This window comes from Burkholderia sp. 8Y, from assembly GCF_902506145.1.
In the GTDB taxonomy this organism is placed as follows: Bacteria; Pseudomonadota; Gammaproteobacteria; order Burkholderiales; family Burkholderiaceae; genus Caballeronia.
In genome coordinates, this window is record NZ_LR733520.1 from 1,001,929 (window position 1) to 1,016,845 (window position 14,917).

Consider the following 14,917-nt stretch of genomic DNA (forward strand, 5'->3'; position numbering starts at 1 on the left):
GGATGCGCACTACCAGCCTGACCGTCTTGGCGCCTTCAATGCTGAAGCATCGCATTGACACCGAGTTCTTCGGCGACTTTGTGCAAGCGTTTATCACGCGTCCAGATCTTTACGCCAGACCGCAAATGAGCCGACGCCAAAAGCGACGTATCGACATACCCGATTCCGCGATTGAAGAGCCGTTGCCGCTCGATCAGGAAGGACACTTCTTCCGGTGTCGCCACAGGCGCAAGCGGCAGATCGTTCAGCGCGCCCAGCACACCAGTCCGATCGCGGAGACTGCCGAGCGAGATTTCCGCAATGACGAATGGGTGAGCCAGTACGCGGTCCTCGCCGAGCAGATTTACCAGCAAAGGTTCCGATGCGTTGATGTGGTCGATCCACACCGAGGTATCGACAAGAATCATTCGCTTTCCTGGCGACGACGGGAAGCGCCTTCGATGCCCGGCTGACTGCCGCCGAGATTCGCGAGTCGACGAGCTGCTTCGCGTTGCACAAGCGCCTTCAGTGCCTCGCGAACGAGCGCCGATTTTTCCGTCAGGCCGGTATAGGCTTGGGCTTTCTCCAGCAAATCGTCATCGAGCGCAATAGTCGTACGCATATCATGATTCCTCTTTGGTTGACGCATTAATTTTAGCATCAAACGATGCCTGATTTGATGCCTCACATGCGCTCTCCCCAAATGCAAAAAGCCCCGGCAGTCACCCGCCGGGGCCTTCGAAGCGACCTGCAACCGTGAATCGACTTACCGCTGATCGAGCGGCTTTGCCTCACGCGGCGTCTGGCCGATAAACAACTGACGCGGACGGCCAATCTTCTGCTCGGGATCGGCAATCATCTCGTTCCACTGCGCGATCCAGCCGACGGTACGCGCCATCGCGAAGATGCAGGTGAACATGGACGTCGGAATGCCCAGCGCGCGCTGCACGATGCCCGAGTAGAAATCGACGTTCGGATACAGCTTGCGCGACACGAAGTATTCGTCTTCCAACGCGATCTTTTCCAGTTCCATCGCGAGCTTGAAGAGCGGGTCGTCGTGCAGGCCGAGTTCGTTCAGCACTTCGTGGCACGTCTCGCGCATGAGCTTGGCGCGCGGATCGTAGTTCTTATACACGCGGTGGCCGAAGCCCATCAGCTTCACGCCCGAATTCTTGTCCTTCACCTGCTTGATGAACTCGGGAATGTTGTCGACCGAGCCGATCTCTTCCAGCATGTTCAGCGCGGCTTCGTTCGCGCCGCCGTGCGCCGGGCCCCACAAACACGCGATACCCGCCGCGATACACGCAAACGGATTCGCGCCCGACGAGCCCGCGAGCCGCACCGTGGACGTCGACGCGTTCTGCTCGTGGTCCGCGTGCAGGATCAGGATGCGGTCGAGCGCGCGCACCAGCACGTCGTTGACCTTGTACTCTTCGCACGGGTTCGAGAACATCATGTGCATGAAGTTCGCGCTGTACGAAAGCTCGTTGCGCGGATACACGAACGGCTGGCCGATGCTGAACTTGTACGCCATCGCGACGAGCGTCGGCAGCTTCGCGATCATGCGGATCGCGGAGACTTCGCGGTGACGCGGGTCGTTGATGTTGAGCGAATCGTGATAGAACGCCGACAACGCGCCGACCGCCGCCGTCAGCACGGCCATCGGATGCGCGTCGCGACGGAATCCGCGGAAGAAGAAGTGCATCTGCTCGTGCACCATCGTGTGACGCGTGACGGTGTCCACGAATTCCTTGTTTTGCGCGGCGTTCGGCAGTTCGCCCTTCAGCAGCAAGTAGCAGGTTTCGAGGAAGTCGGCGTTCACGGCCAGCTGTTCGATCGGGTAGCCGCGATACAGCAGCTCGCCCTTGTCACCGTCGATATACGTGATAGCGGAATTACACGCCGCCGTCGACATGAAGCCCGGGTCATACGTGAACTTGCCGGTCTGACCGTACAGCTTGCGGATGTCGATCACGTCCGGGCCCATCGTGCCCTTGTAGATCGGCATTTCGACGCTCGGCGAGTTGTCGCTGAACGATAGCGTGGCTTTAACATCTGACGGGGTCATAGCAGATCCTCAATCGAAGTATGGATACAGGTTTTCGATAATTTGCACGACGGAAGCTGCGCGGCACGCTTAAGTAGCGCCGCGGGTGCTTTGGCTAGTTCGTCGCGTGGGTTCCGGCCCGGTTCGTACGCGTATTGTGCAAAACTCCCCGGATCTTTGCCGAAATCACGCCGAGCGCAGCCACTGCAGCAGGCGCAGCACGTCCGGCGTGGCGAGATCGCCTTCCGGTTCGGTGCGCGCGAGCAGCAGGTCCATCAGTTCGTTGTCGCTCAGCTCCAGCAGGCGGGTCAAAGCGGCCACGTCGGCGTCGCTGAGGTCATGCTCATATCGGCTGAAAAAACGCTCGAAGATCAGATCGTTTTCCAGCAAGCCGCGCCGCGCGCGCCAGCGAAGACGCGCACGGCGAAGAGGGTCGGACTGATGCGAGTCGTCTTGCTTGTCGACCATGTCATCGTCCCTTGTCAAACCGCCCGCCGCACCAGCATTTCCCTGATCTTGCCGATGGCCTTGGTCGGGTTGAGACCCTTCGGGCACACATCGACGCAGTTCATGATCGTGTGGCAGCGGAACAGGCGATACGGGTCTTCCAGGTTGTCGAGACGCTCGCCGGTCGCCTGATCGCGGCTATCGGCGATAACGCGGGCATTCGTTCGAGGGCGCGGCGGGTTGTGCGGCGGTCTGCGCGGGTGCTGATGCAGCGGTCTGAGCGGGCGCCGAAGCAGCGTTCTGCGTGGGCTCGGGCGCGGGCGCGGCGATTGGCGACGGCGCTTGCGTCACCGGCATCGGCGCGGGCTTCGGCTCGATTTTGGGTTTGACCTTCGGCTGCGGCTGCGGCTGCGGCTTAGGCTTCGACACGGGCTGCGGCGTCGGCGGCGATTGAACCGCGACCGGCTGCGGCGCGGGCTGCGGCGTCTCGCTGATCAACTGGGCGGTGATCGCCCTGGCTTCGACGGGACGCGGCGGCGGTTCGTGGCGCATCGTCAGCGCGACGCCGAGCAGCCCCGCATGAATCGCGATTACAACCGCGCACGCGGCCGCCACGCGGGGATTCACGCTCGATGACGGCGTGGGCGGAAAAGCGGCGGGAGACGTGGTCGGGGACTGCATTCTTGGACGTTATTTGAGAATCTGCTTGCCTGACGGCCCGTTTCGCTGACATCCCGAGCATGGGCTGAGCCGGGAAGGCGGCGGGCGAAGTCATTTACGAAGAAATCAAGAGCGCAATGAACAGGGGAGCCGCGCCATCTCATTCCCCTTGCGACAACGTTCGATGGCTGACAGACGGTACTCCAGTTGGCTACCGGCGCGGCGCGGCCCAATGGCGCGGATGCGTCAGGCCGCTTGCCGCTCGTAGAACGTGACCGGCGCCGCCTGCACGCCGCAATGCGAGGCGCAGACGCCGCTTTGCGCCATGACATCGCGCACCGTTTCTTGGCATTTCCCGCAGCACATGGCGACGCCGAGTTCGAACTGCAGTTCGTCGAAAGTATCGACGCCGTCCGCGATGGCGGCGCGAATCTTCCGGTCGGACACTGACTTGCAGACACAGACGATCATGATTTCTCGCGATAGCTTCCGTTAATGCGAATTATTATCATTCGCGGAAGCGCGCTTGGCAAGTGGAGGTCGGTGTTTTTTGTAACTGGATGCGGCAGTTAGCCGGTTCGTTCTTCCGAGCCTTGCTGGGCGGGGCAATGCGGCGTTTCGGGACCGCAGGCAATGGAAGAACCCCTGGCGCGCTGTGGTTTTTGGACGAGCGAGTTACGCCGACGCGATGTCGACGTGCCGCACCTTCGCGTCGATTTGCAGCAGCGAGGCCGCGAGCTGCCGCTGGGATTCGCCGTCGGCGGTCGAATAGAAGCGCGGAGCCGTTTCCAATGACGGATCAGCGTTGCGCAGCCCGCTGGCGTCGAGCAGACGTTCAAGCTGCCGCGCCACGGCAACGCTCGTATCGACGATATGGAGGCGCTCGCCGGCGATTTCGCGGATCGCGCGGTCGAGAAACGGGTAGTGCGTGCAGCCGAGCACGAGCGTGTCGGCGCCCGCGTCGAGCATGGGCTTCACATAGCTTTCGAGCAGCGCCATGAGTTCGGGCGACGACGTGTCGCACCGTTCGACCGCCTGCACCAGTCCGTGCCCCGGCTGGCAGATGAAGCGGCAATTGCCGGCATAGCGGTCCAACAGGGACTGGAAGCGCGCGCTGCGCAGCGTCACCTGCGTGGCGAGCACGCCGACCACGCCGGTTTTCGACACCGCCGCCGCCGGCTTCACGCCCGGCTCGACGCCGACGAGCGGGATCGAGAGCCGCTCGCGCACGTGCGCGATGGATTGCGCCGTCGCCGTGTTGCACGCGACGACGAGCGCCTTCGCGCCTTGCCCGACGAGCCATTCGCCGATGGCGGTCGTGCGCCCGGTGATGAACGCGTCGTCGCGCTCGCCGTAGGGCGCGTGCAGCGAGTCGGCCACGTAGATCAGCCGCTCGTGCGGCAGCACGGCGCGCACCGCGCGCAGCACGGACAGACCGCCCAGACCGGAATCGAAGATGCCGACCGGGGCGCTGGCGCGAGCCGGCGCGCGCACGGGCGAGGCAATAGGGGATGCGACGACAGCGGACATCGGTTACTGGCGGCTTATTGCTCGCCCATCATGCTTTGCTGATAGTTCTGGATGCCGACCTTCTCGATCAGGTCCAGCTGCGTTTCCAGCCAGTCGATGTGCTCTTCCGTGTCGTTCAGGATCTTGTCGAAGATATCGCGCGAAACGTAGTCGCGCACCGACTCGCAATACGCGATGGCTTCCTTGCACGTGGACTGCGAAATCTGCTCCAGCTTCAGATCGCACTCCATGATTTCCTTGGTTTCTTCGCCGATCAGCAGCTTGTGCAGGTCTTGCAGGTTTGGCAGGCCGTCGAGCATGAACACGCGCTGGATGAGCCAGTCGGCATGCTTCATCTCGCCGATGGACTCGTCGTATTCGTGCTTGTTCAGTTGCTCGAGGCCCCAATGCTTGTACATCCGGGCGTGCAGGAAGTATTGATTGATCGCAGTCAGCTCGTTCTTCAACTGCGTGTTCAGATATTCGATGACTTTCGCGTCGCCTTGCATGAGTGTCCTTGTTCCGGGCGTGTGAGCATGGGGGAAAGATAAACCTTGGGCATCGGCCTGCCAAGGTTGAGAGGAAATTTTTGTTCCGCCCGAAAGCGAGCGTGAAACGCTTTCTCCGAGCGCGGCGTTGCAAAGAAAAAGCCGGGCGCGGCCCGGCTTTCCGACCGCACGGCGCCGATCACGGGCCGAGCACGCGCCGATCACGCGCCATGCGGTCCGCGTCCGATGCCTACGCCGTGGCGACCGGAATCTTGCCGATCTTCGCCTGCCATTCAGCGGGGCCGGTCTTGTGAACCGACGTGCCGTTCGAATCGACGGCGACCGTCACCGGCATGTCCTTCACGTCGAACTCGTAGATCGCTTCCATGCCGAGGTCTTCGAACGCGAGCACCTTCGCCCCGCGGATCGCCTTCGACACGAGATACGCCGCGCCGCCCACGGCCATCAGGTACGCGGCCTTGTGCTTCTTGATCGCCTCGATGGCGACCGGGCCGCGCTCCGCTTTGCCGATCATCGAGATGAGGCCGGTCTGCGCGAGCATCGTCTCGGTGAACTTGTCCATGCGCGTGGCCGTGGTCGGGCCTGCGGGGCCGACGGCTTCGTCGCGCACCGGATCGACCGGGCCGACGTAGAAGATCACGCGGTTCGTGAAATCGACCGGCAGCTTTTCGCCCTTGGCGAGCATGTCGGCGATGCGCTTGTGCGCCGCGTCGCGCCCCGTCAGCATCTTGCCCGACAGCAGCAGCGTCTGGCCCGGCTTCCACGACGCGACTTCTTCCGGCGTCAGCGTGTTCAGGTCGACGCGCTTGCTCGTCTCCGTGTTCGGCTGCCACGTGACCTTCGGCCATGCGTCGAGCGGCGGCGCGTCGAGCTTGGCTGCCCCGGAGCCGTCGAGCGTGAAGTGCGCGTGGCGCGTCGCGGCGCAGTTCGGGATGATCGCGATGGGCTTGCTCGCCGCGTGCGTCGGTGCGGCCATGATCTTGACGTCGAGCACGGTGGACAAGCCGCCGAGACCCTGCGCGCCGATGCCGAGCGCGTTCACTTTCTCGTGCAGTTCCACGCGCAGTTCCTCGATCCAGTCCTGCGGCCCGCGCGCGATGATGTCCTGAATGTCGATGGGGTCCATCAGCGATTCCTTCGCCATCACCATCGCCTTTTCAGCCGTGCCGCCGATGCCGATTCCGAGCATGCCGGGCGGACACCAGCCCGCGCCCATCGTCGGCACGGTCTTGAGAATCCAGTCGACGATCGAATCCGACGGATTCAGCATCGCGAACTTGGATTTGTTCTCGGAGCCGCCGCCCTTCGCCGCGACCTGCACGTCGACCTTGTCGCCCGGCACGATCTCGTAATGGATCACGGCCGGCGTGTTGTCCTTCGTGTTCTTGCGCGCGCCTTCGGGCGGGCTCACGATCGACGCGCGCAGCACGTTGTCCGGGTTCAGATACCCGCGGCGCACGCCCTCGTTGATCATGTCGGTGACGCTCATCGTCGCACCGTCCCATCGCACGTCCATGCCCACCTTCACGAACACCGTGACGATGCCCGTGTCCTGACAGATCGGCCGCTTGCCTTCGGCGCACATGCGGCTGTTGGTCAGGATCTGCGCGATCGCATCCTTCGCGGCGGGGCTTTCTTCCAGCTCGTACGCGCGGCCGAGCGCCTGAATATAGTCGAGCGGATGGTAGTAGCTGATGTACTGCAGAGAATCGGCGATGCTCTGAATCAGGTCTTCTTGCTTGATGACGGTCATGGCTTGGGCTCTGGGGGACGAAAGACTGCCTGCGTTCTCTTTGACGCTCTAGTGGAGTGCGCTTCTGGGTATGGCGTTTCGGGGCAAGACGTTCTGCGCGACGCTCAGACCGAAATACGGCGGCACCGGCAACCAGCGGCTCATGAAGATGAATCTCGACAGCGCCTTCATCGTGCCGGATTGCGCGGGCGAATCGGGGAAGTGCTTGGGAGCGGACATGGGCAGCGTGTCGGTCGAACGGTCGGCTATGAATCGGGTCTTGTGAGCGTGCAACGGGCTGTTACGGGCTGCTGGCTGTTCCCGGCGCTTGACGGGCGCTTGATAGGCGCGGACACCGTGCTCGTGCGGGAAAGCCCGGTATTGTAGCGCGTCGCGGGGTGCCGCTGCCCGAACGCAGCGACGGCCAATGCGCGCGGCTACACGCCGCTTTCGCGACTCTCGCGTGCGTCGTGCTTCTCGCGCTTGTCGCGGCTCGCGGGCGTCCGGCGCTTCAGGCTCGCCAGAACGATGCCGGCCATCACGCACGCGAGCGCCACGCCATGCGCGATCGTCGGCCGTTCTCCGAGGAACGCGATGCCGTAGAGCGCCGCCGCGATCGGCAGGACGGCGGAGAAGACGCCCGCCAGGCTGCCGGCCACGTGGCGGATGCCCTTCATCCAGAGCCAGAACGAGAACACGCTCGCCGAAAGCGCATACCAGCCGACGAGTGCCCACGTCACCCAGCCGACGCCGCGCCAGTCGAACGCCAGTGCGGACGGCAGCCCGAGCGGCAGCATCAGAAGAAAGCCCAGGCCGTGCGTGTACGCGCAGATGTCGATGGCGGGCAGCGTCTGCGTGAGCCGCCGCGACAGGATCACGTAGAGCGATTCGCAGCACACCGCGCCGACCACCATCAGATTGCCCGAGAGCGACGCGCCGCCACGATCCGCGCCGCCGCCGCTTTGCGCGACGTTGATGACGACGACGCCGGCCACCGCCAGCGCGATCGAAACGAACGCCCGTCCGCCCGGCTTTTCTTTGAGGAAGACCCACGCGAAGAGCGCGACGACGGCGGGCATGGTGCTCGTGATGACGCCGGCCGCGACCGCGCTCGTGCGCGCGACGCCGTTGAGCATCAGGAGCGTGAAGCCGAAGGTGCCGAAGAGCGCCTGCAGGAAGAGGTTGATCCACTCGGCGCGCGCCACGCGCTTCATCTTCGACGGACGCAAGAGCGGCCAGAGCACCGCGAGCGCGATGACGAAGCGCAGCAGCGCGAAGAGCGGTACCGGCACCGACGCGACGATCGACTTGCCAATGCCGACGTTGCTTCCGACGAGCAGCATCGACGCGATGAGATAGAGGGCGTAGCGATTCAAGCTGTGATTTCGTCGGCGGACGCACGACAAGCGCGCGGCGAGTTCAGTTAGGATTGTGGGGACGCATTGTAGAAGCCGTGCCGACTCCGTGTATACCCCGTGCCGCAGCACGCGGCCGCGTAAGAAGCGGGTAAGTTGAGCGGCATATCTTGATATTCATGCGGGCTGCAATGGGTCGGCGAGCGCGGTCTTCCAACGAAGCGCGCTGGCAAGTATGAAGGACCGGAGTTCCGCCGCGTAGCGGGTCCGGTGAAAGGAGACAGGGTTCGGCGAAAAACGCTTCGCGCGTTGCGCTTTCGAACCTCAATAACATGCGGCGTGCCCGCCTCGAGCGTCAAGCGCGCCGCCGGCTTTTGGAATCACCATCGGAGGGGTTGTCGATGTCTGCGATCGAATCGGTTCTTCATGAAAAGCGTGTGTTTGCGCCGTCAGCCAGGGCTTCGTCCGGCGCGGCGATTTCGGGCATGGACGCGTACAAGGCGCTCGCCGCCGAAGCCGAACGTGACTACGAAGGCTTCTGGGCGCGGCTCGCACGCGAGACGCTCTCGTGGCACAAGCCGTTTTCCAGCGTGCTCGATGAAACCAACGCGCCGTTCTATACGTGGTTCGCGGACGGCGAGCTGAACGCGTCGTACAACTGCCTCGACCGGCACGTGGAAGCGGGGCGCGGCAACGAGAACGCGATCATCTTCGAAGCCGACGACGGCACCGTGACGAACGTCACGTATCAGGACCTGCTCGAGCGCGTGTGCCGCCTCGCCAACGCGCTCAAGAAGCGCGGCGTGAAGAAGGGCGATCGCGTCGTGATCTATCTGCCGATGTCCGTCGAAGGCGTCGTGGCCATGCAGGCTTGCGCGCGCATCGGCGCGACGCATTCGGTCGTGTTCGGCGGCTTCTCGTCGAAGTCGCTCAACGAGCGGCTCGTCGATGTCGGCGCGGTCGCGCTCATCACAGCCGACGAGCAGATGCGCGGTGGCAAGGCGCTGCCGTTGAAGAGCATCGCAGACGAAGCCCTCGCGGCGGGCGGCTGCGACGCGGTGAAGGATGTCATCGTGTATCGCCGCACGGGCGGCAACATCGCGTGGAACGAAGGGCGCGACGTGTGGCTGCACGAGATCGTCGAGAACGAAGCGACGCAATGCGAGCCCGAATGGGTGAGCGCGGAGCACCCGCTTTTCATCCTGTACACGTCGGGTTCCACCGGCAAGCCCAAGGGCGTGCAGCACAGCACGGGGGGCTTCCTGCTGTGGGCGGCGCAGACGATGAAGTGGACCTTCGACATGAAGGCGGGCGACGTCTTCTGGTGCACCGCCGACATCGGCTGGGTCACGGGGCACAGCTATATCGCCTATGGGCCGCTCGCGATCGGCGCGACGCAGGTCATGTTCGAAGGCGTGCCGACGTATCCGAACGCGGGCCGCTTCTGGGACATGATCCAGCGCCACAAGGTCACGATCTTCTACACCGCGCCGACGGCCATCCGCTCGCTCATCAAGGTGTCGGAGGCGGACGCGAAGGTGCATCCGAAGAGCTACGACCTGTCGACGCTGCGCATTCTCGGCACGGTTGGCGAGCCGATCAATCCGGAAGCGTGGATGTGGTATCACGAGAATGTCGGCGGCGGGCAGTGCCCGATCGTCGATACGTGGTGGCAGACGGAAACGGGCGGCCACATGATCACGCCGCTGCCGGGCGCCACGCCGCTCGTGCCGGGCTCGTGCACGCTGCCGCTGCCGGGCATCATGGCGGCGATCGTCGATGAAACCGGCCAGGACGTGCCGAACGGGCAGGGCGGCATTCTGGTCGTGAAGCGGCCGTGGCCGTCGATGCTGCGCAACGTCTGGGGCGATCCGAACCGCTACAAGACGAGCTACTTCCCGGAAGAACTCGGCGGCAAGCTGTATCTCGCCGGCGACGGCGCGGTCCGCGACAAGGAGACCGGCTACTTCACGATCATGGGCCGCATCGACGACGTGCTCAACGTGTCCGGCCATCGTCTGGGCACGATGGAGATCGAGTCGGCGCTGGTCGCCAATCCGATGGTCGCGGAAGCGGCCGTGGTCGGACGCCCCGACGACACGACGGGCGAAGCCGTGGTCGCGTTCGTCGTGCTGAAGCGCGCGCGTCCGGAGGGCGACGAAGCGAAGCAGGTGGCCAACGATCTGCGCGCGTGGGTCGGCAAGGAGATCGGGCCGATTGCGAAGCCGAAGGACATCCGCTTCGGCGAGAACCTGCCGAAGACGCGCTCGGGCAAGATCATGCGCCGTCTCTTGCGCTCGCTCGCGAAGGGCGAGGAGATCACGCAGGACGTGTCCACGCTCGAGAATCCCGCGATTCTCGATCAACTGGGCGAGGCGCGCTGAGCCTGCCGCACGCGACCGCCGCCAGATAGGCGGCGGTCGATCCCCGGCGGTCGATCCCGATTGCCGATGCCACGCGGTTTTGGTACATAACCGCATGGTCACGCCGCCCGCCGATCCGCTCACTTCCACGCTTGCCTCGCCGCCGCGCGTGTCGGCGGCAGCCGCGCGCGCGCATCGCGCGTACTGGCGCTTCAATGTCGCGCTGATCGCGGTGCTGCTTGCCGTCGGATTCGTGGTCTCGTTCTGCGTGCCGCTTTTCGCGCAACGGCTGCAGCACGCGCGCATCGTTGGCTTTCCGCTGCCGTTCTTCTTCGGCGCGCAGGGCGCGATCCTCGTCTACGTGACGCTGATCGCCGTCTATATCGTGTTGATGCAGCTTGCCGATGCGCGCCTGCTGCGCGCCGTCGGCGAGGCGAGCGCGGCCGATGGCCCGCCCGACGACGCGCCGCGATGAAGCTCACCAACCGGCTGATCGTCAGCTACGCGCTCTATACGCTCGGGTTCCTGCTGTTCATCTTCGTGATGGAGCGCATCGAGCGCACGGCCGGCGCGGGCATGTGGGTCGGCTATGTCTTCCTGTTCGTGCCGATCGCGGTGTATGCGGTCATCGGTCTGCTGTCGCGCACGTCGGATCTCGTCGAATACTACGTCGCCGGGCGGCGCGTGCCGTCCGCGTTCAACGGCATGGCGACGGCGGCGGACTGGCTGTCGGCGGCGTCCTTCATCGGACTCGCGGGCTCCATTTACGCGAGCGGCTACGACGGCCTGGCCTACATGATGGGCTGGACCGGCGGCTATTGTCTCGTCGCGTTCCTGCTTGCGCCGTACGTGCGCAAGCTCGCGCGCTACACCATTCCCGACTTTCTCGGCACGCGCTTCTCCAGCAACCTCGTGCGCGGACTCGCGGCCATCGCGGCAATTCTCTGTTCGTTCGTCTATCTCGTCGCGCAGATCCAGGGCATCGGGCTGATCGCGTCGCGCTTCATCGGCATCGAGTTTTCGATCGGCATCTTCTGCGGGCTGGCGGGCATTCTCGTGTGCTCCTTCCTCGGCGGCATGCGCGCGGTGACGTGGACGCAGGTTGCGCAGTACATCATCCTGATCAGCGCGATGCTGATTCCGGTGTCGATGATCGCGCATCGCGAAGGGCTCGGCTGGTTCCCGCAGTTCGACTATGGCCGCGTGACGCAGCGTGTGGAGACGCTCGAACGCGCGCTCGCCGTCTCGCCCGAAGAAGCCCGCGCCCGCGCCGATCTTGCGCGGCAGGCGGCGCGCGCGCAGCAGCGTATCGATGCGCTGCCGCAGTCGTTCTTCGATGAGCACGCGCGTCTTGTCGCCGAGATCGCCGATCTGCGGCGGCACAACGGCCCGCTGCGCGAGATCAGCGAACGCGAACGCGAGCTCGCGTCGTTTCCGCGCGATCCCGCCGATGCGCAGGCCCAGTGGTCGCGCGAACGCGATGCCTTGAGCGAGCGCGTCGCCGCGCCCGTGCCGATGACCGACGCGTTCGCGCCCAAGCCCGGCGATAGCAACGCGCGCGCGCATCGGCTGAACTTTCTCTCGCTGATTCTTTGCTTGTCGATCGGCACGGCGAGCCTGCCGCACATTCTCACGCGCTATAACACGACGACCTCGGTGGCTTCGGCGCGGCGCTCGGTCGGCTGGACGCTCTTTTTCGTCGCGCTCTTCTATCTGACGGTGCCGGTGCTTGCGGTGCTGATCAAGCACGAGATCTTGACGGGGTTGGTCGGACATCGTTTCGCGGATTTGCCGCAATGGGTGACGCAGTGGCGGCGCATCGAGCCGTATCTGATCCGGATCGGCGATATCAACGGCGATGGCGTGGTGCGCTGGGCCGGCATCCAGATGCAGCCGGACATGGTGGTGCTTGCGGCGCCAGAGATCGCGGGCTTGCCGTACGTGATTTCCGGCTTGATCGCGGCGGGCGCGCTGGCCGCGGCGCTTTCGACGGCCGACGGCCTCTTGCTCACGATCGCCAACGCGCTGTCGCACGACGTGTACTACTGCATGGTGGATCGCCGCGCGACGAGCCAGCGCCGCGTCACCATTTCCAAAATAGTGCTGCTCGGCGTTGCGCTGCTCGCGTCCTACGTCGCGTCGCTCAATGCGGGCAACATCCTTTTTCTGGTGGGCGCGGCGTTCTCGCTGGCGGCGTCGAGCCTGTTCCCGGCGCTCGTGCTCGGCGTGTTCTGGAAGCGCACGACGCAGCGGGGCGTCGTCGCGGGGATGATCGCGGGCTTGCTCGTGTGCGTGTACTACATCGTGTCGACGTATCCGTTTTTCACGCATCTGACCGGATTCGACGGGCGGCGCTGGTTCGGCATCGAACCGATCAGCTCGGGCGTGTTCGGCGTGCCGGCGGGGTTCGCGGTGGCGATCGCGGTGAGCCTCTTCGATCGCAAGCCGGACGAGTACACGCGCGCGCTCGTCGATTACATTCGTCACCCGTAGGGACTAGGCGGGCGGCGGGAACTTGGTATAATCGCAGTCTTCCGGAGAGATGGATGAGCGGTTTAAGTCGCACGCCTGGAAAGCGTGTATAGGGTAAAACCTATCGGGGGTTCGAATCCCCCTCTCTCCGCCAGGAAAGCCCAATATGAAGCCTCGTGAGTTCAAGGACTTACGGGGCTTTGTCGTTTTTATTTCAAAGATCAGCCGTAGCGGGCGAGGCGGGCCAGTCTCGCCTGTTTCGATTACGCGCGCTGCGTTGGCAACGTACTGCGCGGGTCAAGCCAAAGCCCCTTTCCCACGCAACCACGGGCTGGACTGCAGGAGCATGACAAATCGTGCCTGCTCGGTAGCCGCCGCAGGGCAGCACAATCATTGATGCCGTGACACTAAGACAGGCACCACGGGTCAATCTTCCCTCCTTCGATGACGAAATGCTTGGTATCAGTGCCCGGCTCAAAGAAGCGCCAGTCTTCTTCATCTGGCACGCATCCCGAGATGATGTCTAAGCAGAAGTGGTTCGACATTGCAAGTTGTACGGCTCCGGAACCACTTGCGGATATGCTGCTCACAATCGTCGGCCCATTTGTCACCAACTGCGCGTTAAGCCAGTCCGCAGCTTGATGGGCATCATCGTCAGGTTGACTAAGCATGAATTGAGTCGCTACGATTGATTCTTCTTGCTTGAGCTGCCAAGGACACTGGACATGTAAAGCCCATGCACCGCCTTCTAACACGGTGCCTCGGCGCGATCTGAAGTGCTTTTGGGGGCCGAAATGCAAGGTAAGCATATCTGCCGCATGGCTGACTCCGCTCACATCAAGTCCAATAAGAACTGAGAGGCGCCGAATAATCTCTGCTTTCGTATCAGTCATTCAATCTCCAAACATGTCGAGCGCGCGCTCCATGATTTCGTGATACCCGAGCCCTTGCCTGCTGATTTCCATGTGAAGTTCCTGAGCTTGATCTTTATTGAGTCCCAACGCCTTCACTACTGCTTTGGACTGTTTGTTCTGTGCTTGATTATTGCCCGGCGTCCCTTCGCCGCCAGCCAAGAGATCAACGGCTCCCGCCAAGATCGTCAGGAACATAATCGAATGGCTGCGCGTCACTAAATAGCGATCCGTCGTTTCCTGAATCTCCGAAGCTCTCAAGCACAGAACTGCTTTCGGCGTCCGTGCTGCCTAGCGCAGCCCCGGCGAGCGCGCCGCCAACCGCGTCAATGACGCTCAACCACTCGAAACTACCGCCATCGCTGACGCGAGAAGTGAGATTCCCCACGTCGCTTGATTCGGGCTTGTCAAGCAGGTGAGTGCGGAGACTTGTCTCGCCGTTGGCCATTTTGAGCGCCGCGAACTCTCGCCAAGTGAGAACATCCCGCGATGCTCGCGCTCCGCCGTCCGTGGCCGGCCACTGTTGCGGCGCGTAAAGCTTGGAAACGCGCTGTCCACCGTGCCAGCTCCGCGCAATCACAGGGGTGATAGAGCCGTCTCGAACGGCGGCGCGCTGCACTCGTGTGACGCCTTCGCCGTTGAGCAAATCCCAGTTCGATGCACGCAAATGACGGCTGATGAACTCAACATAATGGCGAAACTCACTGCACGCGCGCGCACCCCGCGAGTCGATACGCATTCGAAACAGCCGGTCGAAGTCTTGGCGATCCTGCTCGATCAGTTCCTTTTGTTCCTTCCTCTTCCTTTGTCGCTCCTCAAACGTCAATTGCCAAGTGCGGTCAACTTGTTGAACTTCCCGCGCGGGCATCAGCGCGCTATGCCATCCTCCCGCCAACGGAACATACAGCGCATTATAGGAGTCTCCCATTCGGG

17 protein-coding genes, 1 tRNA gene and 1 pseudogene are annotated in these 14,917 nt (G+C 63.4%); 4 read left to right on the forward strand and 15 right to left on the reverse strand.

The window, feature by feature from the left end:
* Nucleotides 1-35: 35 nt before the first annotated feature.
* The 12 genes and pseudogenes from GV035_RS15130 to GV035_RS15185 form a co-directional block, all read right to left on the reverse strand.
* Nucleotides 36-407 (reverse strand): type II toxin-antitoxin system VapC family toxin, encoded by a 372-nt coding sequence (locus GV035_RS15130; RefSeq protein WP_159835859.1) that lies wholly within the window; start codon nucleotides 405-407, stop codon nucleotides 36-38.
* Nucleotides 404-601 carry a type II toxin-antitoxin system VapB family antitoxin gene (locus tag GV035_RS15135; RefSeq protein WP_159835860.1) on the reverse strand — a complete coding sequence of 66 codons (198 nt, stop codon included), beginning with the start codon at nucleotides 599-601 and terminating at the stop codon, nucleotides 404-406. Before GV035_RS15135 ends, GV035_RS15130 begins: the two co-directional genes overlap by 4 nt.
* Before the next feature lie 144 nt (nucleotides 602-745).
* Nucleotides 746-2,047, reverse strand: a complete 1,302-nt coding sequence (gene gltA / locus GV035_RS15140) for a citrate synthase (RefSeq protein ID WP_159835861.1) — start codon at nucleotides 2,045-2,047, stop codon at nucleotides 746-748.
* Between the two features lie 165 nt (nucleotides 2,048-2,212).
* A complete protein-coding gene (locus GV035_RS15145; RefSeq protein WP_159837942.1) occupies nucleotides 2,213-2,494 on the reverse strand; it encodes an FAD assembly factor SdhE in 282 nt (93 codons plus the stop codon).
* Between the two features lie 14 nt (nucleotides 2,495-2,508).
* Nucleotides 2,509-2,688: pseudogene (sdhB, locus tag GV035_RS15150) on the reverse strand (succinate dehydrogenase iron-sulfur subunit); the annotation flags it as partial.
* Entirely contained in the window at nucleotides 2,672-3,154 is a 483-nt protein-coding gene (locus tag GV035_RS15155; RefSeq protein ID WP_236572620.1) for a hypothetical protein, read from the reverse strand. The gene GV035_RS15155 and the pseudogene sdhB, both read right to left, overlap by 17 nt.
* Nucleotides 3,155-3,379: 225 nt before the next feature.
* Nucleotides 3,380-3,604, reverse strand: coding sequence for a (2Fe-2S)-binding protein (locus GV035_RS15160; protein WP_159835862.1), 225 nt, complete (start codon nucleotides 3,602-3,604; stop codon nucleotides 3,380-3,382).
* A 204-nt stretch (nucleotides 3,605-3,808) separates the two neighbouring features.
* Nucleotides 3,809-4,663 (reverse strand): glutamate racemase, encoded by an 855-nt coding sequence (gene murI / locus GV035_RS15165; RefSeq protein WP_159835863.1) that lies wholly within the window; start codon nucleotides 4,661-4,663, stop codon nucleotides 3,809-3,811.
* Between the two features lie 14 nt (nucleotides 4,664-4,677).
* Nucleotides 4,678-5,151, reverse strand: coding sequence for a bacterioferritin (gene bfr / locus GV035_RS15170; protein ID WP_159835864.1), 474 nt, complete (start codon nucleotides 5,149-5,151; stop codon nucleotides 4,678-4,680).
* A 229-nt stretch (nucleotides 5,152-5,380) separates the two neighbouring features.
* Nucleotides 5,381-6,904: a fumarate hydratase gene (locus GV035_RS15175; protein WP_159835865.1), complete on the reverse strand. Its 1,524-nt coding sequence runs from the start codon at nucleotides 6,902-6,904 to the stop codon at nucleotides 5,381-5,383.
* Nucleotides 6,905-6,952: 48 nt separating this feature from the next.
* Nucleotides 6,953-7,123: a hypothetical protein gene (locus tag GV035_RS15180; protein WP_159835866.1), complete on the reverse strand. Its 171-nt coding sequence runs from the start codon at nucleotides 7,121-7,123 to the stop codon at nucleotides 6,953-6,955.
* Nucleotides 7,124-7,320: 197 nt separating this feature from the next.
* Nucleotides 7,321-8,259 (reverse strand): DMT family transporter, encoded by a 939-nt coding sequence (locus GV035_RS15185; RefSeq protein WP_159835867.1) that lies wholly within the window; start codon nucleotides 8,257-8,259, stop codon nucleotides 7,321-7,323.
* 380 nt (nucleotides 8,260-8,639) lie between these two features.
* On the opposite strand from GV035_RS15185, the gene acs reads away from it, so the two are divergent.
* The 4 genes from acs to GV035_RS15205 all read left to right on the forward strand — a co-directional run bounded on the left by acs (nucleotide 8,640) and on the right by GV035_RS15205 (nucleotide 13,227).
* Nucleotides 8,640-10,622, forward strand: a complete 1,983-nt coding sequence (gene acs, locus GV035_RS15190; protein WP_159835868.1) for an acetate--CoA ligase — start codon at nucleotides 8,640-8,642, stop codon at nucleotides 10,620-10,622.
* Between the two features lie 94 nt (nucleotides 10,623-10,716).
* Nucleotides 10,717-11,076 (forward strand): DUF4212 domain-containing protein, encoded by a 360-nt coding sequence (locus tag GV035_RS15195; RefSeq protein WP_159835869.1) that lies wholly within the window; start codon nucleotides 10,717-10,719, stop codon nucleotides 11,074-11,076.
* Nucleotides 11,073-13,094 carry a sodium:solute symporter family protein gene (locus tag GV035_RS15200; RefSeq protein WP_159835870.1) on the forward strand — a complete coding sequence of 674 codons (2,022 nt, stop codon included), beginning with the start codon at nucleotides 11,073-11,075 and terminating at the stop codon, nucleotides 13,092-13,094. The genes GV035_RS15195 and GV035_RS15200 overlap by 4 nt, the downstream gene beginning before the upstream one ends.
* Before the next feature lie 43 nt (nucleotides 13,095-13,137).
* Nucleotides 13,138-13,227: transfer RNA gene (locus GV035_RS15205), tRNA-Ser, on the forward strand.
* Between the two features lie 253 nt (nucleotides 13,228-13,480).
* On the opposite strand, the gene GV035_RS15210 is transcribed toward GV035_RS15205, so the two are convergent.
* The 3 genes from GV035_RS15210 to GV035_RS15220 are packed head-to-tail and all read right to left on the reverse strand — an operon-like array spanning nucleotide 13,481 to nucleotide 14,912.
* The gene (locus GV035_RS15210; protein WP_159835871.1) at nucleotides 13,481-13,966 is read right to left on the reverse strand and encodes a hypothetical protein; all 486 of its coding nucleotides are present in this window, start codon (nucleotides 13,964-13,966) and stop codon (nucleotides 13,481-13,483) included.
* On the reverse strand, nucleotides 13,967-14,182 hold the full coding sequence (locus GV035_RS15215) for a hypothetical protein (RefSeq protein ID WP_159835872.1): 216 nt from the start codon (nucleotides 14,180-14,182) through the stop codon (nucleotides 13,967-13,969). It abuts the gene before it with no gap.
* Nucleotides 14,151-14,912 (reverse strand): hypothetical protein, encoded by a 762-nt coding sequence (locus GV035_RS15220; RefSeq protein ID WP_159835873.1) that lies wholly within the window; start codon nucleotides 14,910-14,912, stop codon nucleotides 14,151-14,153. Before GV035_RS15220 ends, GV035_RS15215 begins: the two co-directional genes overlap by 32 nt.
* Nucleotides 14,913-14,917 lie beyond the last annotated feature (5 nt).

Excerpts from the sequence above, each read along its gene's own strand:
- GV035_RS15130 (WP_159835859.1), bottom strand. The coding sequence starts at position 407 with ATGATTCTTGTCGATACCTCGGTGTGGATCGACCACATCAACGCATCG.
- GV035_RS15135 (WP_159835860.1), bottom strand. The coding sequence starts at position 601 with ATGCGTACGACTATTGCGCTCGATGACGATTTGCTGGAGAAAGCCCAA.
- gltA (WP_159835861.1), bottom strand. The coding sequence starts at position 2,047 with ATGACCCCGTCAGATGTTAAAGCCACGCTATCGTTCAGCGACAACTCG.
- GV035_RS15145 (WP_159837942.1), bottom strand. The coding sequence starts at position 2,494 with ATGGTCGACAAGCAAGACGACTCGCATCAGTCCGACCCTCTTCGCCGT.
- GV035_RS15155 (WP_236572620.1), bottom strand. The coding sequence starts at position 3,154 with ATGCAGTCCCCGACCACGTCTCCCGCCGCTTTTCCGCCCACGCCGTCA.
- GV035_RS15160 (WP_159835862.1), bottom strand. The coding sequence starts at position 3,604 with ATGATCGTCTGTGTCTGCAAGTCAGTGTCCGACCGGAAGATTCGCGCC.
- murI (WP_159835863.1), bottom strand. The coding sequence starts at position 4,663 with ATGTCCGCTGTCGTCGCATCCCCTATTGCCTCGCCCGTGCGCGCGCCG.
- bfr (WP_159835864.1), bottom strand. The coding sequence starts at position 5,151 with ATGCAAGGCGACGCGAAAGTCATCGAATATCTGAACACGCAGTTGAAG.
- GV035_RS15175 (WP_159835865.1), bottom strand. The coding sequence starts at position 6,904 with ATGACCGTCATCAAGCAAGAAGACCTGATTCAGAGCATCGCCGATTCT.
- GV035_RS15180 (WP_159835866.1), bottom strand. The coding sequence starts at position 7,123 with ATGTCCGCTCCCAAGCACTTCCCCGATTCGCCCGCGCAATCCGGCACG.
- acs (WP_159835868.1), top strand. The coding sequence starts at position 8,640 with ATGTCTGCGATCGAATCGGTTCTTCATGAAAAGCGTGTGTTTGCGCCG.
- GV035_RS15195 (WP_159835869.1), top strand. The coding sequence starts at position 10,717 with ATGGTCACGCCGCCCGCCGATCCGCTCACTTCCACGCTTGCCTCGCCG.
- GV035_RS15200 (WP_159835870.1), top strand. The coding sequence starts at position 11,073 with ATGAAGCTCACCAACCGGCTGATCGTCAGCTACGCGCTCTATACGCTC.
- GV035_RS15210 (WP_159835871.1), bottom strand. The coding sequence starts at position 13,966 with ATGACTGATACGAAAGCAGAGATTATTCGGCGCCTCTCAGTTCTTATT.
- GV035_RS15215 (WP_159835872.1), bottom strand. The coding sequence starts at position 14,182 with ATGTTCCTGACGATCTTGGCGGGAGCCGTTGATCTCTTGGCTGGCGGC.
- GV035_RS15220 (WP_159835873.1), bottom strand. The coding sequence starts at position 14,912 with ATGGGAGACTCCTATAATGCGCTGTATGTTCCGTTGGCGGGAGGATGG.